This window comes from Pelovirga sp. (assembly GCF_059864205.1).
Map to the genome: position 1 here is coordinate 21,225 of NZ_JCBCBS010000116.1, position 19,792 is coordinate 41,016.

At 55.3% G+C, this 19,792-nt stretch carries 19 protein-coding genes; 14 read left to right on the forward strand and 5 right to left on the reverse strand.

What is annotated here, in order from left to right; translation table 11 throughout:
* The first annotated feature begins 113 nt into the window (after nt 1-113).
* Genes AC6F7T_RS07605 through AC6F7T_RS07625 form a run of 5 tightly spaced genes read left to right on the forward strand, consistent with a single transcriptional unit; the run spans nt 114 to nt 5,147 of the window.
* Complete coding sequence (locus AC6F7T_RS07605) at nt 114-1,115, forward strand: acrylyl-CoA reductase family protein (RefSeq protein ID WP_500717525.1); 1,002 nt, start codon at nt 114-116, stop codon at nt 1,113-1,115.
* A 28-nt stretch (nt 1,116-1,143) separates the two neighbouring features.
* Nucleotides 1,144-2,688 carry a M48 family metalloprotease gene (locus AC6F7T_RS07610; protein WP_500717527.1) on the forward strand — a complete coding sequence of 515 codons (1,545 nt, stop codon included), beginning with the start codon at nt 1,144-1,146 and terminating at the stop codon, nt 2,686-2,688.
* A 16-nt stretch (nt 2,689-2,704) separates the two neighbouring features.
* A complete protein-coding gene (locus tag AC6F7T_RS07615; protein WP_500717528.1) occupies nt 2,705-3,466 on the forward strand; it encodes a TatD family hydrolase in 762 nt (253 codons plus the stop codon).
* The gene (locus tag AC6F7T_RS07620) at nt 3,463-4,257 is read left to right on the forward strand and encodes a ThiF family adenylyltransferase (protein WP_500717530.1); all 795 of its coding nucleotides are present in this window, start codon (nt 3,463-3,465) and stop codon (nt 4,255-4,257) included. The genes AC6F7T_RS07615 and AC6F7T_RS07620 overlap by 4 nt, the downstream gene beginning before the upstream one ends.
* Nucleotides 4,258-4,259: 2 nt before the next feature.
* Nucleotides 4,260-5,147 carry an EamA family transporter gene (locus AC6F7T_RS07625; protein WP_500717532.1) on the forward strand — a complete coding sequence of 296 codons (888 nt, stop codon included), beginning with the start codon at nt 4,260-4,262 and terminating at the stop codon, nt 5,145-5,147.
* A gap of 101 nt (nt 5,148-5,248) precedes the next feature.
* On the opposite strand, the gene AC6F7T_RS07630 is transcribed toward AC6F7T_RS07625, so the two are convergent.
* Nucleotides 5,249-6,475, reverse strand: coding sequence for an MFS transporter (locus tag AC6F7T_RS07630; RefSeq protein WP_500717533.1), 1,227 nt, complete (start codon nt 6,473-6,475; stop codon nt 5,249-5,251).
* Nucleotides 6,476-6,665: 190 nt separating this feature from the next.
* Here AC6F7T_RS07630 and glgC point away from each other — a divergent pair, with 190 nt between their 5' ends.
* Complete coding sequence (gene glgC / locus AC6F7T_RS07635) at nt 6,666-7,949, forward strand: glucose-1-phosphate adenylyltransferase (protein WP_500717535.1); 1,284 nt, start codon at nt 6,666-6,668, stop codon at nt 7,947-7,949.
* 21 nt (nt 7,950-7,970) lie between these two features.
* Here glgC and AC6F7T_RS07640 read toward each other — a convergent pair whose 3' ends face one another.
* Entirely contained in the window at nt 7,971-8,372 is a 402-nt protein-coding gene (locus tag AC6F7T_RS07640) for a VOC family protein (protein ID WP_500717537.1), read from the reverse strand.
* 115 nt (nt 8,373-8,487) lie between these two features.
* Between AC6F7T_RS07640 and folK the strand changes: the two genes are divergently transcribed.
* The 6 genes from folK to AC6F7T_RS07670 all read left to right on the forward strand — a co-directional run bounded on the left by folK (nt 8,488) and on the right by AC6F7T_RS07670 (nt 14,139).
* A complete protein-coding gene (gene folK, locus AC6F7T_RS07645) occupies nt 8,488-8,985 on the forward strand; it encodes a 2-amino-4-hydroxy-6-hydroxymethyldihydropteridine diphosphokinase (RefSeq protein ID WP_500717538.1) in 498 nt (165 codons plus the stop codon).
* Nucleotides 8,986-8,989: 4 nt separating this feature from the next.
* Entirely contained in the window at nt 8,990-9,259 is a 270-nt protein-coding gene (locus AC6F7T_RS07650; RefSeq protein WP_500717540.1) for a YHS domain-containing protein, read from the forward strand.
* A 15-nt stretch (nt 9,260-9,274) separates the two neighbouring features.
* A complete protein-coding gene (fsa, locus tag AC6F7T_RS07655) occupies nt 9,275-9,919 on the forward strand; it encodes a fructose-6-phosphate aldolase (protein WP_500717541.1) in 645 nt (214 codons plus the stop codon).
* A 233-nt stretch (nt 9,920-10,152) separates the two neighbouring features.
* On the forward strand, nt 10,153-11,316 hold the full coding sequence (gene sucC / locus AC6F7T_RS07660) for an ADP-forming succinate--CoA ligase subunit beta (protein ID WP_500717543.1): 1,164 nt from the start codon (nt 10,153-10,155) through the stop codon (nt 11,314-11,316).
* A gap of 14 nt (nt 11,317-11,330) precedes the next feature.
* Complete coding sequence (sucD, locus tag AC6F7T_RS07665; RefSeq protein ID WP_500717545.1) at nt 11,331-12,203, forward strand: succinate--CoA ligase subunit alpha; 873 nt, start codon at nt 11,331-11,333, stop codon at nt 12,201-12,203.
* Nucleotides 12,204-12,777: 574 nt separating this feature from the next.
* A complete protein-coding gene (locus AC6F7T_RS07670) occupies nt 12,778-14,139 on the forward strand; it encodes a sigma 54-interacting transcriptional regulator (RefSeq protein WP_500717547.1) in 1,362 nt (453 codons plus the stop codon).
* 9 nt (nt 14,140-14,148) lie between these two features.
* On the opposite strand, the gene radC is transcribed toward AC6F7T_RS07670, so the two are convergent.
* From radC to AC6F7T_RS07685, 3 genes are all read right to left on the reverse strand, one after another.
* Nucleotides 14,149-14,832 (reverse strand): RadC family protein, encoded by a 684-nt coding sequence (gene radC / locus AC6F7T_RS07675; protein ID WP_500717587.1) that lies wholly within the window; start codon nt 14,830-14,832, stop codon nt 14,149-14,151.
* A 181-nt stretch (nt 14,833-15,013) separates the two neighbouring features.
* Nucleotides 15,014-15,628 (reverse strand): GDSL-type esterase/lipase family protein, encoded by a 615-nt coding sequence (locus AC6F7T_RS07680; RefSeq protein WP_500717548.1) that lies wholly within the window; start codon nt 15,626-15,628, stop codon nt 15,014-15,016.
* On the reverse strand, nt 15,625-18,129 hold the full coding sequence (locus AC6F7T_RS07685) for a helicase C-terminal domain-containing protein (RefSeq protein ID WP_500717550.1): 2,505 nt from the start codon (nt 18,127-18,129) through the stop codon (nt 15,625-15,627). The genes AC6F7T_RS07680 and AC6F7T_RS07685 overlap by 4 nt, the downstream gene beginning before the upstream one ends.
* A 145-nt stretch (nt 18,130-18,274) precedes the next feature.
* Between AC6F7T_RS07685 and AC6F7T_RS07690 the strand changes: the two genes are divergently transcribed.
* Nucleotides 18,275-18,931: an endonuclease III domain-containing protein gene (locus AC6F7T_RS07690; protein WP_500717552.1), complete on the forward strand. Its 657-nt coding sequence runs from the start codon at nt 18,275-18,277 to the stop codon at nt 18,929-18,931.
* A gap of 68 nt (nt 18,932-18,999) precedes the next feature.
* Entirely contained in the window at nt 19,000-19,773 is a 774-nt protein-coding gene (locus AC6F7T_RS07695) for an ElyC/SanA/YdcF family protein (protein ID WP_500717554.1), read from the forward strand.
* The last annotated feature ends 19 nt before the right edge of the window (nt 19,774-19,792 follow it).

Sequence of the window (19,792 nt, forward strand, 5' to 3'; positions counted from 1 at the left end):
ACAGTTGGTCGGTGGCTATGGTCGCAGCTGTGTCAGTGGTATAATGTGTACTGCCAACATTTTACTTCAACTTTGCATAATTGCTTTCGATCACATCTTGTTAAGGAGGTTTTATGTCGATGAAATTTAAAGCATTAGTCGTGAGTCAGCCGGAAAAAAAGGTGTTTGTCCGTTCGATTGAAACCCGCAGCCTGGGGGAACTGCCGGTCGGCGATCTGGTGGTCAAGGTTCATTATTCGTCCCTTAACTACAAAGATGCTCTGTCGGCGACCGGTAATCCGGGGGTGACCCGTGAGTTTCCTCACACTCCCGGGATCGATGCTGCCGGCGAGGTTATCAGTTGTGGTAACGGCAGTTTCCAGCCTGGCGATCAGGTGATTGTTACCAGCTATGACCTGGGGATGGAAACGGATGGCGGTTTTGGTCAGTTGATTCGCGTGCCGTCGCAGTGGGCGCTAAAGTTGCCAAAGGGCCTTACCCTTAAAGAAAGCATGATGTACGGTACCGCCGGCTTGACCGCCGGCTTGTCGGTTGAACAATTGCTCGCCAATGGTGTAACTCCGGACTCCGGGCCGATTCTGGTGACCGGAGCGACCGGTGGCGTTGGCAGCCTGGCGCTGGCGATTTTGGCCAAACTCGGTTATCAGGTGACGGCCGTCACCGGCAAGCTCGATGAGGAGCCTTACCTCAAACGTCTCGGTGCCGTGCAGGTGCTCAGTCGCGAAACATTTATGACCGGTAGTGAGCGGCCGATGCTGAAAACTACTTGGGCCGGCGTGGTTGATTGCGTCGGTGGTGAGATGCTGGCAACGGCGATTAAATCCACCTGTTACGATGGGGTGGTGACCTGCTGTGGCCTGGTGGCGTCGCCCGATCTGCCGATCAATGTCTTCCCCTTTATTCTTCGCGGCGTGCGCCTGATCGGTATCGATTCAGCCGCAGCCCCCATGGCGCGCCGTCAGCAGGTCTGGATCAAGCTGGCAGATGAGTGGAAACTCGACGATCTAGACAAGATGGTCGAAGAGGTGGCGCTGGAGCAACTGGAAGAAAAAATCAAGCAGATGCTTGCCGGTGAGCTCAAGCGCCGGGTGTTGGTTTCTCTGATTGAGGCCTGATGATAATGTGTCAGTGGAGCGGGAGGCGATGATGTTTCGACATCTGGTATGGATGCTGGTGCTGGTGGTGTTGGTCGGTTGCGCCGTTAATCCGGTCACCGGGCGCAAGGAGCTGACGCTGATCGGTGAGGGGACTGAATTGCAGATTGGTGCTGAGCAGTATGCGCCGCTGCGGCAGATGCAGGGAGGCGATTATAGCACCCAGCCGCAGATTACAGCCTACGTCAAGGAAATCGGCGGGCGTCTGGCGGCAGTCAGTGATCGTCCTTTGCCCTATGAGTTTCAGGTGATTAACGACTCGACGCCGAATGCCTGGGCGCTGCCCGGCGGCAAGATCGCCATCAATCGCGGTCTGCTGACCGAGATGCAGAGCGAAGCAGAGCTGGCAGCGGTGCTTGGTCATGAAATTATCCACGCCGCCGCGCGTCACAGTGCCCAGAGTATGCAACGGGGGATGCTGTTACAGGGGGCTGTGGTTGTCGCAGCGATGGCGGCAGGCAACAGTGAATATGCCGGGCTGGCGATCGGTGGAGCATCGCTCGCGGCTGGACTGGTGAGTCAGCAGTACAGCAGGGAGGCCGAACGCGAGGCTGATTATTACGGCATGCTTTACATGTCGCGTGCCGGCTATGATCCCAGCGCGGCGGTTGATCTGCAACAGACCTTTGTGCGGTTGTCGGAAGGGCGCCAGAGCAACTGGCTTGAGGGTCTGTTTGCCAGTCATCCCCCATCCCAGGAGCGGGTTGACGCTAACCGGCGTACCGTGAGTGAGCTCCCAGCGGGAGGTGAAATGGGGGTAGAGCGTTATCGCCGGGTGCTGGCTCCATTAATTTCTGCGCAAAAAGCCTACGATGCCCATGACGAAGGGCGCAAGGCCCTCAATGACAACCGCGCTGATCGTGCCCTGACCCTCGCTGATCAGGCCATTGCCGGGGAGCCCAAGGAAGCCTTGTTCTACGGCCTGCGTGGGGATGCTTTACGCAAGCAAGGGCGTGAACGCGAAGCGGTAGCGGCGTTCGATCAGGCCTTGCAGCGCCAGCCCGACTATTTCCATTATTATCTGCAGCGCGGCCTGGCCTATCAGGCGCTTGGGGAGATCAGGTCAGCTAACGCTGATCTGGAGCGCAGCGTCGCCCTGTTACCGACGGCTCCGGCCATGAACTCTCTCGGGCAATTGGCTCTTAATCAGGGTAATCGTGCCCGCGCGCTGGAATATTTTACCAGTGCAGCCAGTTCTGACTCAGCGGCGGGGCGGCAGGCCCATGCCTCGTTGGTGCGCCTGGACCTGTCCACCAACCCGGAAAAATATCTCAAGCTCGATCTTGCTCTTGATCGTCAGGGGCAGTTGATTGCCCGTCTGGTCAATCAGACCCCGGTAGCGGTAGGTGATATCACCCTTGAGGTTGGTTACAACGATCAGGCCGGTAAGCGCCGGCAGACCCGTTTGCGCATTGCCGGGCCGGTCGCTGCCGGAACCACCTATCAGGTGGTCACCGGACTTGGCCCGATCAGCGACCCTGCCGGCATCAAGAACCTGGGCAGCCGCATCCTTGCGGCCCGGGTTGCAGAGTAATGACTGTCGGTAACTGATGTATTTTTGCGATACCCACATTCACCTGGTCGCCGCCGGTGTGGAGGGGATGGCCGACATATGGGTCGACTCCGCCGCAGCGGCGGGCATCGATCGCCTGATTCAGCCCGGCGTCAGAAGCGCTGAATGGGATGCGCTGATCTCTTTGGCAGAGCGCCATTCCAGCGTATATGCCGCTCCGGGAATTCATCCTCTGTACGCAGATCAATGGGATGACGAGGTGGCCCTGCGGTTAGAAGAATTGACCCGCCATCCTAAGGTCGTGGCCATCGGTGAAATAGGTCTGGATGCGGTTGTCAGACCTGCGCAGGAGGTTCAGGAACAGGTCCTCCGTGCCCAGTTGCGGATGGCTCTGGATCATGGCTTGCCGGTGTTGCTTCACTGTCGTCAAAAAAAGGGTGCCCTGCTGGCAATATTGCGTGAATTGGACATCGGTCGGCAGATTGGCGGTGTCTGGCATGCTTTTTCCGGCAGTTTGCCTTTTGCCCGCGAGTTGGTCGACCTGAAATTTTCTATCGGGGTGGGGCCGATTCTGCTGCGCCGCAATGCGCGCAAGCTATTAGAGGTTGTCGCCGCCTTGCCGATATCTGCCATCCTGTTGGAAACGGATCTGCCGGATCCGGCACAGGCACCGGAGGAATTGGTTAAGGTCGCGAAAAGAATAGCAGAAATTAAAAACCTGACCCTTGATACTGTCGCCAGGGTAACGACAGAAAATGCTCTAAGGTTGTTTGATAAAATTCAGGAAGGCAACAAATGAACGAACACCGCTTCAGCCGGATGCAGCTTCTGGTCGGCAAGAAAAGCATAGATTCACTGACAGGGTCTTCGGTGGCCGTCTTCGGTATCGGTGGAGTAGGAAGTTATGCTGTGGAGGCGTTGGCGCGCGCCGGGGTCGGAAGCCTGACCCTGATCGATTTTGATGAGATCTGCGCCACCAATATCAATCGCCAGATTCATGCCCTGGATACGACCATCGGTCGCTCCAAGGTCGAGGTGATGGCTGAGCGCTGTCACCAGATCAACCCCGCTTGTCGGGTGATCCCCAGGCAGGCATTTTATCAGGCTGAGACTGCGCCGGAGCTGTTGCCGGCGGGCTACGATTATGTTCTCGACTGCATCGATCATATTACCGCCAAGCTTCATCTGATCGAAAACTGTGTAAAACAGCGGATTCCGGTCATCAGCTCCATGGGTGCGGCAAACAAGCTTGATCCGACCCAAATCAAAGTTGCCGATATCAGCAGCACGGAAAAATGCCGACTGGCGCGGATTATGCGCAAAGAGTTGCGGCGACGCGGGATCCATCGGGGGGTACAGGTGGTTTACTCGACGGAAGAATTTCGCCCTTTAAGTGATGAAGCCCATATTTGTGCCGACAACTGCATCTGCCCCAATCGTGACGAACAGCGCTGGAGTTGCAGCGACCGCCGTGCGATTCTCGGCAGTTCGTCCTACATACCACCGATCTTCGGGCTGACCATGGCAGGTGTTGTGGTGCAACAATTGATAGGCGAGACCGGATTAACAGCCGCCGGCAGATTGCAATAAAAATGTCCGGCACTGCGCCCTTGTGGCAAATCTACATGAAGCTGGCGCTTGCCGCTGTCTTCTGGGGTGGAACCTTTATTTCCGGAAAATTGCTGGCGGCTGAAGTTGCTCCTTTCACTGCGGCTTTTCTGCGTTTTGCCCTGGCAACGCTGCTGTTGCTGATCTTGACCAGGAGATATTTCGGTCGTTTGCCCGGGATCAATGGTGACGATCTGGTCCCCTTGCTGTTATTGGGTTTAAGTGGAGTCTTTGCCTACAATGCCCTGTTCTTTAGCGGCTTGATGTGGATTGAGGCCAGCCGTGCGGCGGTGATTATCGCCAACAACCCGGTAATGATTGCCCTGGGTGCAGCACTTTTTTATGGTGAAATCCTGACCCTGAAAAAATTCGTTGGCATAGGACTTTCCGTCATTGGAGCGGTCACGGTTGTCGTGCGTGGTGACTTAGGTCAGATCCTTAGCGGTGGGGTCGGCTGGGGGGAATTGATGATCTTCGGCTGTGTGCTCAGCTGGACAACATATTCTCTGGTCGGACGGCGGGTGATGCGGCACTTTTCACCATTGGTAGCGGTTACCTATTCAGCAGCGATCGGGACCTTTCTGCTCTTCCCTTTTGCCTTGCTGGAAGGAATGTCGACGCGACTGTCCGGCATCAGTGTCGTTGCCTGGGGACATATAGGTTATCTGGCACTGTTCGGAACGGTGCTTGGTTTTGTCTGGTATTATCAGGGGATCGTCCGGATTGGCTCGACCCGCGCCGGGCAGTTTATCAATATTGTGCCGTTGACCGCTGTATGCCTGTCGATCCTGTTGCTGGGTGAGCCATTAACCTGGTCACTGCTGGTTGGTCTGATGTTCGTCAGTGGCGGTTTATATCTGACCAATAAATAAGATGGCAGCGGCGCAAAAACTCACCAATGACTGTTTGCGAGTAACTACTCAGCCCCGATCTCGTGCTGAGCAGTTACGTTTGCGAAAGTATCAAACAAGATTCAGCCGCGGTTTCGGCCCAGATAAAACCAGGCTACCGTGATCAGCTGGAGGATCAGCATGAAAGCAAAAGCAGACTGATAACCTGTGGTTGCATAGCCACCGCCGGCGGTTTGCGGATAGAGTCCGATGATGATCCCGACCAGCCACTGCGAAGCAAAGGCACCGGCAAACACTAACAGATTCAGGATGGAATTACACCGCCCCACCAGCCGGCGGGGAAAATACTGAGCCAGGATGGCGTAGGGGAGGATACCGGCGGTACCGAGAAGCCCGAAGCTGATCCAGAGCAGGGTCGGAACGCCTGGAGCGAGAATCAACAGGAGTTGGCTGGCCATGAACAGCCCCATCCCTGTTGCCGCGATCTGTTCCATGCCGATTCCCCGGCGGCTCAATCTTTCTGCCAGGATGCCGCTGCTGAAATAGCCGACGATCATGGCCAGAGCCATCCACCAGAGCACCTGAGCCGTTGCGCCGCGCTCAAGTCCTGCCACATCTCGTAACCAGGGGCCGGCCCATAGTCCCTGTAACGACAGATAAGTTGCCTGGCTGGTTACCGCCCAGGGAACAATACGCCAGAAAGACGCATTGGTCAGGACCGTTTTCAGTCCCTGAAGCTGTTCGGGAAACGTTTCTATGGCACCATCATGGCGCTGTTCCGGAACCACAAAAAAAACAATGAAGGCGGTTATCAGGGTCAGCAGCGCCAACAGTAGAAAGACGCCGCGCCAGTCGGTCAGCCTCAAGGAGGCTTCCACCGGGGTGGTTGCCAGCAGGGCGCCGATGCCGCCGGAGACCATCTGCACGCCATTGGCAAAGGCCAGACGCTCCTTCGGCAACCAGGTGGCAAATGCTTTAAAGGCGGCCATCAGGCAGGCAGAAACGCCAAGGCCGATCAGGGCACGCCCGATCAACAGGCCGGTCAGGGATTGTGACAGGGAGAAAATCAATGCTCCTCCTGCGGCGAAGGCGAGCAGAATCCCTTCGATCCGGCGCGAACCGAAGCGATCCAGCAGAAACCCCAAAGGCAGTTGGAAAGCAGCAAAGCAGAGAAAATAGATGGAGGTCAACAACCCCAGGTCGGCGGGGGTAAGGCCGAGGTCGGCAATCAGATCCGGCGCGATAACGGCGTTGACACTGCGAAACAGGTAGGAAATCGCATAGCCCAATCCAAAGGGGATGAACAGGCGCAGTAACAAACTGCTGGTGATGTTGTTTCGGTGGGTCATGGCCGCTCGCTCATGGAAATTTAAAAACCCGATGCTCTGTAGCGGATCATTAAAGCCGATGACTGTCTCCCGGGCAACTGCTTTCTTTTTTTCCTCCCGCAAGGAGATATGAGGGACAAACCACACAAGAGTGTGTACAATGAAATCCTATTTATCCAATGAACACTTTGCCACCGGAAGGGAGTTGTCTATGAGTTCACAGCCCGAACCTCATATTGTCTATCGTTATGTCAGTCATCTCGTCAAAGATACCTTTGCCCTGGTTCTGGCCGGCGGGCGGGGGAGCAGATTACACGAACTGACCGACTGGCGTGCCAAGCCGGCGGTTTATTTCGGCGGCAAGTACCGGATCATCGATTTCCCCCTCTCCAACTGCGTTAATTCCGGGATCCGCAGGATCGGAGTCTTGACCCAGTACAAATCACATTCGCTGATCCGTCATCTGGTTCGTGGCTGGAGTCACTTCAAGAAAGAACTCAACGAGTTTGTTGAGATTCTCCCGGCGTCTCAGCGTTTTTCCGAGGAGTGGTATCAGGGGACGGCGGATGCGGTATATCAGAACCTGGATATTATCCGGGCGGAAAAGCCGAAATATGTTTTGATTCTTTCCGGCGATCATATCTACCGTCAGGATTATCGCGACATGCTGTTGAACCACGTTGAGAGTGGGGCTGACATGACGGTCTCGTGCATGGAAGTGCCGGTCGCAGAGGCTGCCGGCAGTTTCGGTGTGATGACGGTGGATGATGACATGCGGATTGTGCGTTTTGATGAGAAACCGCAACATCCCGCAGAAATCCCCGGACAACCGGGGATGACGCTGGCCTCCATGGGTAACTATATTTTTAATACGGAATTTCTTGAAGAAGTGCTAAAAAAAGACGGCAAAAATTCCCAGTCAGAGCATGATTTCGGCAAAAATATTATCCCGTCGATCATCGATAAGCATCGGGTCATGGCCTACCCGTATCGTAATCCCGAAACCAACCAGCGCGCCTACTGGCGCGATGTCGGTTCCCTGGATGCTTTCTGGGAGGCGAATATGGAACTGATCTCACCGAACCCTGAACTGAATCTGTACGATCCCAACTGGCCGGTCTGGACCTATCAGATGCATCTGCCCCCGGCAAAATTCGTGTTTAATGACGATGATCGTCGCGGTATGGCGGTTGATTCAACGGTTTCGGGCGGCTGTATTATCTCCGGTTCGCGTTTGAATAAGACCCTGCTGTTCTCCAATGTACGGGTGCATTCCTATTCTACCATCGATGAGACGGTGATCCTGCCCGAGGTCGTTGTCCACCGTAACTGCCGTATCCGTCGCGCCATTATTGATCGTAGCTGTGAAATTCCGGCCGGTACGGTGATCGGTTACGACCCCGACCAGGATCGCAAAAACGGTTTCCGTATAACCTCCAAGGGGATTGTCCTGGTGACCCGCGAAATGCTTGGGCAGCAGGGTGGATACATCTGATCCGGTGCCTGATTATTGCGGCTATGCTGTTCCGGGTTCTTCATTGAAGGCGAGAAGGTAGCCGCTGGGGTCCTGCAACCAGAGCTCGCGCCGCCGATGTTCGCGGTCGACCAGTTCGTAGAGGACCGGCCAATCGTTGCGTCGCGCAGTGCGATAAACAGCATCGAGATCGGTACATTCAAACTCAAGAACAACCCCGGCACCCAGATTTGTTCGGCTTAAATGTTGAAGCAATGCCGGGTGTTGCTGCTCAAGGCTGTGAAGGGACTGGAAGACCAGGCGCAGGTTGAACGTCGTGACCATCAGGGCGGTCACGGCACCGCGCGAGTCCGTCAGTCGCTGTACCTTCAGGTCCGGCAGTTGGTCATAAAAACCATAGGTCAGGTCGAGGTCTGTTGCTCCGAGGGTGAGGCTTAGTTGCATGGGTAGGCTCCATTTACGGGTCAATGAGTGTTTATCCGCTGTTTTGCCAACGGACACTCATTGATTTTATTTTTCCGCCTGTGTTTTAATGCCGCAGATTATGACAGCGCGAGGCATGTGTCGAGTATTCATTGGCTTGGGTGGTAATCTGGGTGAGCCGCGGGCGCGATTTTTAGAGGTGCGCCAGGCGCTTCACGTCCATCGGCAAATAACCGTGGTCGCCAGTTCCCCTCTGTATCGAACGGCGCCGGTTGGCGGTCCGGTAGGGCAACCTGACTACCTCAATGCCGTTCTTGAACTGGCAACAAGTCTTCCTGCGCTGGAGTTGCTCGGCTACTGTCGCGAGTTGGAACAGCGCGGTGGTCGCCGGCGTGAGGTGCACTGGGGAGCCCGTACCATCGATATTGATCTGTTGCTGGCAGATGATCTGATCTGTTCAACACCGCAGCTGACGCTCCCTCATCCACGCCTGCATGAGCGCTCCTTTGTTCTGCAGCCTTTGGCTGATCTGGCGGCGGACCTGATCCATCCCCTGTCTGGTTGCACGATGGCGGAGTTGTTGACAGCCCTGCCAAGAAGCGCAGGCGATATCCAATTGCAAGGTGCCTGGTAAACCGATGATCAAACTGTTATTGTTAATCCTCCTGGGTTTTGTCCTCTATTCTTTTTTTCTCTCCCTGATCCGCCCGAAGACCAGCATTCCTCCTAAAGATCCCCCGGCCAGGCAGGTTAAGGGTGACCTCATGGTGGAGGATCCGGCCTGTGGCACCTGCCTGCCCCAGGAGGATGCGATCAAGGCTCACATAAAGGGCAGCGATTACTACTTTTGTTCCAAGGCCTGTCTTGAGCGTTTTAAAGACAGTGATAGCGATCCCCCCCAATCCTGATTGAAGGAGTGATACATGAAGTTTTTTATTGATACCGCCGAAGTGTCAGAAATCCGCGCCGCCCACGAGCTGGGGCTGGTTGACGGAGTGACCACCAACCCCTCACTCATTGCTAAGAGTGGTCGTGATTTCAAAGAGGTCATTACCGAAATCACCGGGATTGTCGATGGCCCGATCTCTGCGGAGGTGATTGCCCTTGATGCCGAAGGAATGATTAAAGAGGGCAAAGAGCTGGCCGGGATACACCAGAATATTGTCATCAAGGTGCCCATGACCACCGAAGGGCTCAAGGCTACAAAAGCATTCAGCCGGTTGGGGATCAACATCAATGTCACCCTGATTTTTTCACCGCTGCAGGCGCTGCTGGCTGCCAAGGCCGGTGCAACCTACGTTTCCCCGTTTGTCGGACGTTTGGATGATGTCGGTCACGAGGGGATGGAAGGTGTCGAGCAGATCCGCACCATCTATGAGAATTACGGTTACGACACAGAAATCATCGTCGCATCGGTGCGCTCACCACTGCACGTTCTCAATGCCGGACTGATCGGTGCCGATATCTGCACCATCCCCTTCGCGGTGATGAAGCAGCTGGCCCAGCACCCTCTGACCGATGTCGGTATCGAAAAGTTTCTGGCTGACTGGAACAAAGCCAAGGTGTGATCGCACAACAAGCAGTGATCCCCTGCGCCGGTATTCTGACTGTTGCTCAGGTGCCGGCGTTTTTGATTTTCCCTCTTCGATCCAATTTTTTTCAGCCAAACTAAAAATTTCATCGACAATATGGTCAGACCACTTGACAGTATGCCGGTAGTTCAGGTAGATCTTGGTTGTTTTGCTAATCCTTTGTTTCAGTGCTTTTTTCATGTCAGTTTTTCTAACCAGGTGAGGACACGATGAACATTCACGAGTATCAAGCCAAGGCCATCCTGCGCAATTTCGGAGTCCCGGTACCGGACGGGCACGTGGTTTACAACAGTAACCTGGCCCGCGACTGGGCCCGGCGACTGGGCGACGGCCCTTGGGCGGTTAAGGCCCAGATCCATGCCGGCGGACGCGGCAAGGGTGGTGGGGTAAAGATCGCTAAGACCGCAGACGAAGTGCGGCAGTACGCCAAGAATATGTTCGGAATGACTCTGATCACCCACCAGACCGGCCCGGAAGGAAAAACCGTCAAGCGGGTTCTGGTGGAGAATGCCAGCAATATCGCTGATGAATTCTACGTGTCCTTCCTGGTTGATCGTGTCACCGACCGCGTCACCCTGATGGTGTCGGCTGAAGGCGGAATGGATATCGAAGAGGTGGCCGCCAAAACCCCGGAAAAGATCTTCTTTGAGGTTGTCGATCCGGTCGTTGGTCTGACCGCTTTCCAGGCGCGCAAAGTAGCCTTCAAACTTGGTCTTGCGATGCCCCAGGTCAAGCAGGCAGTGTCTTTGTTCCTGAACCTGTACAAGGCCTTTATTGAAGCGGACTGTTCACTACTTGAAATCAATCCGATGATCCTCACAGCAGAAGGGGATCTGCTCTGCATCGATGCCAAGATTAACCTCGATGATAACGCCCTCTTCCGTCACTTGCGGATTCGTGATCTGCGCGATTATGACGAAGAAGATCCGATGGAAATCGAGGCCTCCCAGTACGACCTCTCCTACATTGCCCTTGATGGCAATATCGGCTGTATGGTCAACGGTGCCGGATTGGCCATGGCAACCATGGATATTATCAAACATACTGGAGGTGAGCCGGCCAACTTCCTCGATGTCGGGGGCGGCGCGACGATTGAACGGGTAACCGAAGCCTTCAAGATTATTCTCTCTGATGACAAGGTTAAAGGGATTCTCGTCAATATTTTTGGTGGCATCATGAAGTGTGATGTTATTGCTACCGGCATTATTGAAGCGGCTAGGCAAGTCGGAGTCAGCATTCCTCTGGTGGTGCGTCTTGAGGGCACCAATGTCGAAAAAGGACGCCAGCTGCTGGCTGAGTCGGGGTTGAATATTGTCAGTGCCGAAGGGATGGCTGACGCGGCCGCAAAAATTGTCAAAGCTGTCAACGGCTAAGGAGAATAAAAGCGATGAGTATTCTGATCGATAAAAATACCAAGGTGATTACCCAGGGGATTACCGGTGCAACAGGCCTTTTTCATGCCCAGGGCGCCCGTGATTACGGCACCCGGATGGTGGGGGGGGTAACCCCCGGCAAGGGCGGGACCAAGGTTGACGGCTTTCCTATTTTTAATACCGTAGAAGATGCGGTCAAAGAGACCGGCGCCACCGCTTCGGTTATCTATGTCCCACCGATCGGCAGTGCCGATGCCATTATGGAAGCCGTTGATGCCGGCATTGAGCTGGTGATCTGTATCACCGAGGGTGTCCCGGTTCTGGATATGGTCAAGGTGCGTAAATATATGGACGGGCGCAACTGCCGCCTGATCGGCCCCAACTGCCCCGGCGTGATTACCCCCGGCGAATGTAAGATCGGCATTATGCCCGGCTATATCCACAAGCCCGGACCGGTTGGTGTTGTTTCCCGTTCCGGTACCCTGACCTATGAAGCAGTATGGCAGCTGACTAGCCGTAACATCGGCCAGTCAACCTGTGTCGGTATCGGTGGTGACCCGGTCAACGGCACCAGCCATCTGGATGTATTGAAGATGTTTGAAGCCGATCCCAAAACCAAGGCGGTTATCATGATCGGTGAGATCGGCGGTAATGCTGAAGAAGAGGCTGCGGCCTATGTGCGCGATCACATGGCCAAGCCGGTCGCTGCCTTTATTGCCGGTGCCACGGCGCCTGCAGGCAAGCGCATGGGCCATGCCGGCGCGATTATCTCCGGGGGTAAGGGTGATGCCGCCAGTAAAAAGGCTTTTCTGGCTGAGTGTGGCATCAGCGTCGCCGAATCTCCAGCGGAAATGGCCGATGCTCTGCTGAAGATCTGGACACCTTAATTTACCAGCAGTCGCACCATAACGATGAACAACAAAGGGACGGGCAGTAAAGCTCGTCCCTTTGTTGTTGTATGTGTTGCATTGTATTGGTTTCGGCGTGCCAGGTAAGTGTAAACGAGCCACCAAGGCGCCAAGAACTCCAGGAAGAGAAAAAGCAGATCTTGATAAAAACAAGGTAACTGTTCAGCGCCGGATCTTCGGATCCTATGTCAAGGGGCGCGATTGTTTCCCGTTGGGTCATCCATGACCGCTTGTTGTCACCGTCCATGGCGACAAACACCCTTGCCACAGGAGCCAAAGGCCCTGCGCAAGGATAGTGCTGAATAGTTACAAAACAAGATACTGAATTGCTCTGTTTTTCTTTGAAATCTTGGCGTCTTGGTGGCCTGATGCTTTGTTCGGGGTCATGAGATTGTTGTTGAACGGAGATATCAGGTTTCTTTTGATTGCCCATCCGCTAAAACATGGCTATCCTTCTTGTCTATGCGTAGCAGCAGTGATTTCATCCTGATCATTACCAGTACCAACAAAAACTGCTGCGTAGGCACAGTAATGATGACAATTGAGGGTTGCCATGGTGGGGAAATATCGAAATCTGCTGATGATTGACGACGAAGCCTCCATGCGCCATATGTTGCGGTTGGTGCTGGAAGAGCATGATTACCGTATTACCGAAGCGCAAAATGGCATCGATGCTCTGGCGCGGTTGCGTAAGGAAAAATTCGATCTTATCCTTTCTGATATCCGCATGCCTGACATGGATGGCTTGACTTTTCTCAAGCACCCGGATGTGACGGCGTTGGGCATCACCATCATCATGATGAGCGCTTATGGCAGCATCGACACCGCTCTTGAATGTATCAAATTCGGCGCTTACGACTATATCTCCAAACCTTTCAAGTCCGATGAGGTCATCCTGACCTTGCGCAAGGCAGAAGAACGCCTGCAGTTGCAGCATGAGAACGTCAGCCTCAAACAAGCCTTGTCCCGTTATCACACGGGATTTTCTGTTGCCGACATTATCCACGCCAGCCCGAAGATGAGGGTACTGCTTGACCAGGTGAACAAGGTCGCCACCACCGATTCGCCGGTGCTGATTAAAGGGGAAACCGGGACCGGGAAGGAGCTGATTGCCCGCGCTCTGCATAGCGAAAGTGGTCGTAGCGGCGAGTTTCTGGCGGTCAACTGCAGTGCCCTGACCAGTGGTTTGCTCGAAAGTGAGCTGTTTGGCCACGTCAAGGGTGCCTTTACCGGTGCCGATCGGGAAAAACAGGGGCTCTTTGCCATCGCCGCCAATGGTACCCTGCTGCTCGATGAAATTGCTGATCTGCCGCTTGAATTACAGCCAAAGCTGCTGCGGGTGTTGCAGGAAGGAGAGATTCGCAAAGTCGGCGGAACCCGCACGGAAAAGGTCTCAGCGCGGGTGGTCGCGGCAGCCGGACGTGATTTGTGGGAAGCAGTACAGGCCGGTCAGTTCCGCAGTGATCTCTATTACCGGCTGGCGGTGGTCGATCTGCATATTCCGCCCCTGCGTGAGCGTCCGGACGATATAGCGCTGCTGGGGCGTCATTTTTTACAGCGCTTTTGTGCTCGCGAACATCGCCCGGTGCCGCTACTGACCGATGCCGCCATCGGTCAACTGCGTCGGTATAGCTGGCCGGGAAACATTCGTGAACTGGAAAACTATCTGGAAAAGGCCCTGATTTTTAATTCCACTGATGAGTTGGAACTGCCGCCTTTGGGGCCAACGTTGACAACCAGGGATGAGCCGCCAGCAGGCAACCTGTCGTTAAAAGTTGCTTCCCGGCGACTGGAGGAAAAGTACATCCGTCAGGCGTTGGAGCGAACCAGCGGCAACCGTACCCAGGCAGCGCAACTGCTGGAAATCAGCCTGCGGGCGCTGATGTACAAAATCAAGGATTACGGTATCAATTGAACTGCCCAGCTACAACTCTCCCCGATCCGCCAGGCTGATATAGGCACCGTTACCGATAATAATGTGATCCAGCACGCGGATGCCGAGGAGTTCGCCGGCCCGTTTAAGGCGACTGGTGATCTCGATGTCTTCGCGGCTTGGCGTCGGATCGCCGGACGGATGATTGTGCACAAAGAGCACTGCCGCCGCCGATTCCTTAAGGGCCGGGGCAAAAACCTCGCGCGGATGAACAATGCTGGCGTTGAGACTTCCTTCGGAGATCTGAACTTCACGGATCAGACGGTTTTTGGTGTCGAGCAGCAGGGCGATAAACACCTCTTTGCGGTAGTCACACAGGCGTTCGTGGAAATGATAGAAGGCGTCGGTGGAGCTCCGGTAGGTGTGCCCCGGTTGCAGGCGCTGGTCGGAAAAGCGCCGGGCGATCTGGAACATTGCCTGGATTTCAGCCGCTTTGGCGGGGCCGATGCCGGGTTGCTCGCAGAGTTCAGTGATGGTGGCGGCAGCCAGTTGGCGCAGGGACCCAAAGCGCTGCAGTAATCCGCGTGCCAGGTCAACTACGCTGTTTTTACTGGAAGAATCGCCGGTGCGGATAATCAATGCCAGCAATTCGGCATCGGTCAGATGATCGGCGCCACGCGCCAGTAGTTTCTCCCGCGGACGCTCGTCGGCGGGCCAGTCCTTGATACGCTGCATGTTTCCCCCTCCATTGTAGATGGCGTCGCAAAAACTCACCAACTGCTGCGTTGCCGCCATCGTTTCACTGCTTCGACGTACGTAAGTACGCCTCATTGTTCAACAATGGCGCGCCTTGCATTTGGCGCTTTTTGCTTAGCCATCCAACCTGATGCTTTTTGCAAAAACATCATATTTAACTTCAGATAGCGCCCTTCAGCTTGAGAAAATCAGCAATCTTGCGGGCCAGGGCTTCGTAGCCGGACGCGTTAAGATGGACAGCATCACTTTTAAGAGAACTGTTTTTCATCAGTTCGGTTAAGGCCCCTTCCAGCAGTGGAACCTTCAATTCGTCGGCCAGTTCCTGGTACAGGGGTGCATCCTCAATGATCAGCCCGGGCTTGGGAACGGCGATAAAAACCACCGGAATACGGCGTTGGTGGGCTGCTTCGTGCATGCGCCGCAGATTCTCTTTGAGTTGTTGTTCGTCGCGTTTCTGCAGCAGGTCATTGCCGCCGTGCATAATCAGCACCAGGTGCGGTTTGTGGGTGTCGAGCAGACCGGGCAAGCGACTGGCACCGTCGGCGCTGACCTCGCCGGGAATTCCTGCGTTGATGATGTTACGGCCGATCAGGCGATTCAGATAGGCAGTATAGTTGCTGTCGGTTTCGGCACCGGTCCCGGCGGTCAGACTGTCGCCAAAAGCGAGGATTTTGTCGTAGGGGCGTAACGGAGTGAGACCCGCCGGATTATCACAGGCGCCCAACAGGCCAAGCAGTACGAGTAGCAGGATCGATCTGAAGAGAAAGTTCATCATGTTTCCTTTGTTGATGCAGGGGATTGAAAAAACTGCTGCAGTGTAGCAAAAACCTGCTCGGATGAGCCACGTATTATTGGTGCGGGAGGCAGAGATTTGAGAAAAATCCGCCCATAGCCACGCCTGATCACTCGACTGTCGAGGATCAGCACGACACCGCGATCGCTGCGATGGCGAATCAGGCGGCCGAACCCCTGTTTAAAACGGATAACGGCCTGAGGCACGGTATACTCCATAAAAGGATCGCCGCCGGCAGCGGTGATGGCCTGACAACGGGCCTCGAGAACCGGTTCGGTGGGGACCTTGAAGGGGAGTCGGGTGATAATCACCTGTTCCAGCGCGGCACCGGGGACGTCGACCCCTTCCCAGAAGGAGTCGGTGCCAAACAGGGTGCTGGAGATCTCTTCGGCAAAACGTTTGAGCAGCTGATGGCGATTTTCTTCCCCCTGGCGCAAACAGCGCAGGCGCTGGGCGGTGAGGATGGGGGCGAGCTGCTCATGGACATCGCGCAGTAGGGCATAGGAGGTAAAGAGGACAAAACTACGTCCCTGGCTGATACGCAGTGCTTTTTCAACGGCATCACGGACCCCTTCGGCAAAACCGGGTCGGCCCGGTTCCGGGATATCGGTCGGCACAACCACCAGCGCCTGGTGCTGATAATCGAAGGGAGAGTGCAGGGCCAGTTGTTTTTGCCGCCCCGCTTCGGTGTGATTCAGGCCGATGCGCGAGCAGAAATAGGCAAAGGAGTCAGCGACAGTCAGGGTTGCGCTGGTCATGACCAGGGTCTGGACGCGGTCGTAAAGGGCGTTTTTCAGGCTGGCTCCGACATCGAGGGGCGCCTGACAGAGGCTGGTCAGAAGCCCCTTGCCGCGCCCGATGCGCCCTTCACGGATGTCAATCCACAGGCAGTTGGCGGGGGTAGCGGCCTGAAAGGATGCCAGTTCACCGGCAATGACACTTAAACGGCCGCTCATGCCATGCAGATCCGTCAGGGTCGGACTCACTTTTTCAGCAATGTTATCAGGCAGCGTTGTCGCCAGTCGTAGCAGGGAGCTCAGCCCTTCTTCAAGCCGGACGGTTTCATTGCGTAACCCCTCCAGTCGCCGGCACAGGCGTTGCCACAACTCTGTCGTCAAAAAATCGCCGAGGATGCGATGTTTCAGCTCGGCCCCGTTACCAACACTTTTGCCCAGGGCTGCCGGTAATTCTGAAGCAATCGCCTGCATTTCATCAATGGACAGTTCATAAAGGCACTGACGGCGGTTGGTTAAGTCCTCAATCGCCTCATGGAAGCTGCGGTAGAGGGTATCAGCACTGTCGGGCAGTACCCGCGCCAGTTGATCGAGCAGGCGCGGCAGCAGCCCTTGCTCCGGTTTCCGCGGATGGCGCAGTCGGTTGAGCACTCGCGAAAAGGTAAAGCGGGTGGTCTGGGCCGAAAAATAGTTGGTGGCGACATCTTCGAGATGGTGGGCTTCATCAAGGATGACGCGCTCGAAAGGCGGTAAAACGGCGGTGGCCGAATAGTTGTCGGTCTGTTCGCGCAGCGCCAGGTCGGACAACAACAGGGCGTGGTTGACCACCAGCAGGTTGGCACGTGCCGCCTGACGCCGGGCGCGATGGAAAAAGCAGCGATTGTAATGGCTGCAGCGAACCCGCGCACACTGATCCGGTTCGCAGCATACTTCCTCCCAGGTCGGGTACGAAGGGATAAAAGACAGATCCTCGCGTGAACCATCCTCAGTGGCGGCCGCCCAGCTCAGTATCTGTTGCAGCTCGGCACTCTGCTCCTGGTCGAACAGGCCCAGTTCGGCACCGGCGGTTTCGCCACGGCGCAGGCAGAAATAATTACTGCGCCCCTTGACCAGTACTGCCTGAAAGTTGATGCCGGTGGCGCGCTGTAAAAAGGGAATATCCTTACGGATCAGCTGTTCCTGCAGGTTGATGGTGCGGGTTGAAATCACCACCCGTTCGTGATTGTCACGAGCGAACAACAGGGCCGGCACCAGATAGGCCAGACTCTTGCCGGTGCCGGTGCCGGCCTCGATAATCGCCAGACGGCGCTGGTTAAAAGCATCGGCGACAGCAAAGGCCATGCGCAATTGCTCCGGGCGTTCTTCGTAATCGGGCAGCTTGCCGGCAATGACACCGTCGGGTCCAAGCAGATCCTGAATCTGTCCATAGTCGAGATGTTCGACATTCCTGGCAGCAAAGGGTTCCACCACCCGGTAGAGATCGTTAACCTTGTTGTTGACGATGAAAAAGCCGACACCGAGGTCCCCCAAAGTAGAAGCCACATCGATATCGGCCGGGGATGGCTCAAGGTTGCCCGATGGATGGTTATGGATGACAACATCGCCGTGGGAGCAGGTGTTGAGGATGGCAGGAACCGCCTTTTTCGAGCCACGGGCCAGCACCTCAACCTGGACAACGCGAAGTTGTGCGTCGGTCTGGCCGAGAAAAAATACTTCACGACCGCGGGCTTGCCTAATGGCGTAGCGCATCTGGTCGAGGCAATCTGGTGAGAAGTCAGCGAGCATGGTGCGGGATTATAGAGGAAGCAGGATGAGAAGGGGAAGGATTGTATTGCGGCAAAGACATTTTTGCAGTAAGTCTTTGCTTTTCGCTGGATAAAGACAGGGATTTTTTATGCTGACAATCCTGGAAATATATCGGCACCTGTGTCAGGGGTATTGTCTTGATAACTGGTGGCCGGCACAAAGCCCTTTTGAGGTTGCTGTCGGGGCTTTTCTGACCCAGAATACCAACTGGAACAATGTTGAGAAGGCACTGGCTAATCTCAAACAGGTCGAGGCTCTGGATCTGCGTCTGCTGGCGGATATGCCCCTGGTGCAACTGGAACAGCTGATCCGCCCGTCCGGCTTTTTTCGCCAGAAAGCCCAGCGCCTGCAGCATTTCTGTCGTTATGTCCTGGATCAGCACGGTGGATCCCTCGAAGATCTGCTGCAGCGCGATCTTGAACAAACCCGTAACGAGCTTCTGGCCCTCTCCGGTATCGGTCCGGAAACGGCGGATTCGATTCTGCTCTATGCCGGCCGGCGCCCATCCTTTGTCGTCGACAGCTACACGCGGCGTTTTTTGGGTCGTTTGGGGCTGCTGACAGGTAGAGAAAGCTATGATGACATCCGTACCCTGTTCATGGCAGGAGTGAATCAGGAGGTTTCCCTTTATCAGCATTATCATGCCCTGATTGTGACCCACTGCAAAGAGTGTTGCCGCAAAACGCCATTGTGTTCGACCTGCCTTTTTGCAGATATCTGTGATTATGCCAGTCAGGTGGCTTGAACATTTCCTGTTTCTGCGCTAATCTCCCGCTGTTTTAAGCATTTTTCTGCCTTGCCCGGATACTGCCGATGGATTCTCTGCTGTTTCTATTGAAAAAAATCCTGGGAGATTTTTTAACGCCGGTCCCCCTGACCCTGCTGTTACTGCTCCTGGCGGTTCCCTCTTTGCTGCGTCGCAAAAACCGCTGGTTTGGCGTATTGTGCGTTGTTGTCGCGACAACGTTGCTGTTTGTTAGTAGTTACGCGCCTTTGAATAGCCGCTGGATAGCCGATCTGGAAACGCGCTACCCGGCCTATGAAGCGGGTGAGAGTTCAGCTGACTTCATTGCCGTTTTGGGTAGTTGGCACCAGACGGTGGACGATCAACCGCTGACCAGCGAGCTCAGTGCAACGGCTATAGTGCGCTTGGCCGAAGGAATTCGTATCTACCGGTTGCACCCCGGCAGTCGCCTGATCTTTACCGGCTATCACGGTCTTTGGGCCGATCCGGTGGCCTATCCGGAAAAGCTTAGAGCGTTGGCCGTTGCCCTGGGCGTTCCCGATGGGGATATCCTGACCTTTGTCGGCCCGCGCGATACGGCGGAAGAAGCACAATTGATGGCCGATCTTTTTGCTGATACCGAAATGGTGCTGGTCACCTCGGCGACCCACATGCCGCGCTCGATGGAACTGTTTCGTGGTGCCGGGCTTGATCCCACCCCTGCGCCCACCGGGCATTTAAGCAAGCCGACCAGGCATTTATGGAGATTGCCCGACGGTGAAGCCCTGGCCCGGACTGATGCCTTGATTCACGAGCATATGGGAATTCTATGGGCGCGGTTGATGGGGCAAGGCGCGCAGTAGGTCGTACAACATACATCAT

Coding starts and splice junctions, on each gene's coding strand:
- AC6F7T_RS07640 (WP_500717537.1), bottom strand. CDS start 8,372: ATGCAACTAAGCCTCACCCTCGGAGCAACAGACCTCGACCTGACCTAT.
- sucD (WP_500717545.1), top strand. CDS start 11,331: ATGAGTATTCTGATCGATAAAAATACCAAGGTGATTACCCAGGGGATT.
- AC6F7T_RS07670 (WP_500717547.1), top strand. CDS start 12,778: ATGGTGGGGAAATATCGAAATCTGCTGATGATTGACGACGAAGCCTCC.
- AC6F7T_RS07690 (WP_500717552.1), top strand. CDS start 18,275: ATGCTGACAATCCTGGAAATATATCGGCACCTGTGTCAGGGGTATTGT.
- AC6F7T_RS07650 (WP_500717540.1), top strand. CDS start 8,990: ATGATCAAACTGTTATTGTTAATCCTCCTGGGTTTTGTCCTCTATTCT.
- radC (WP_500717587.1), bottom strand. CDS start 14,832: ATGCAGCGTATCAAGGACTGGCCCGCCGACGAGCGTCCGCGGGAGAAA.
- AC6F7T_RS07620 (WP_500717530.1), top strand. CDS start 3,463: ATGAACGAACACCGCTTCAGCCGGATGCAGCTTCTGGTCGGCAAGAAA.
- AC6F7T_RS07695 (WP_500717554.1), top strand. CDS start 19,000: ATGGATTCTCTGCTGTTTCTATTGAAAAAAATCCTGGGAGATTTTTTA.
- AC6F7T_RS07630 (WP_500717533.1), bottom strand. CDS start 6,475: ATGACCCACCGAAACAACATCACCAGCAGTTTGTTACTGCGCCTGTTC.
- AC6F7T_RS07605 (WP_500717525.1), top strand. CDS start 114: ATGTCGATGAAATTTAAAGCATTAGTCGTGAGTCAGCCGGAAAAAAAG.
- fsa (WP_500717541.1), top strand. CDS start 9,275: ATGAAGTTTTTTATTGATACCGCCGAAGTGTCAGAAATCCGCGCCGCC.
- AC6F7T_RS07685 (WP_500717550.1), bottom strand. CDS start 18,129: ATGCGCTACGCCATTAGGCAAGCCCGCGGTCGTGAAGTATTTTTTCTC.
- sucC (WP_500717543.1), top strand. CDS start 10,153: ATGAACATTCACGAGTATCAAGCCAAGGCCATCCTGCGCAATTTCGGA.
- AC6F7T_RS07680 (WP_500717548.1), bottom strand. CDS start 15,628: ATGATGAACTTTCTCTTCAGATCGATCCTGCTACTCGTACTGCTTGGC.
- AC6F7T_RS07610 (WP_500717527.1), top strand. CDS start 1,144: ATGATGTTTCGACATCTGGTATGGATGCTGGTGCTGGTGGTGTTGGTC.
- AC6F7T_RS07625 (WP_500717532.1), top strand. CDS start 4,260: ATGTCCGGCACTGCGCCCTTGTGGCAAATCTACATGAAGCTGGCGCTT.
- glgC (WP_500717535.1), top strand. CDS start 6,666: ATGAGTTCACAGCCCGAACCTCATATTGTCTATCGTTATGTCAGTCAT.
- folK (WP_500717538.1), top strand. CDS start 8,488: ATGTGTCGAGTATTCATTGGCTTGGGTGGTAATCTGGGTGAGCCGCGG.
- AC6F7T_RS07615 (WP_500717528.1), top strand. CDS start 2,705: ATGTATTTTTGCGATACCCACATTCACCTGGTCGCCGCCGGTGTGGAG.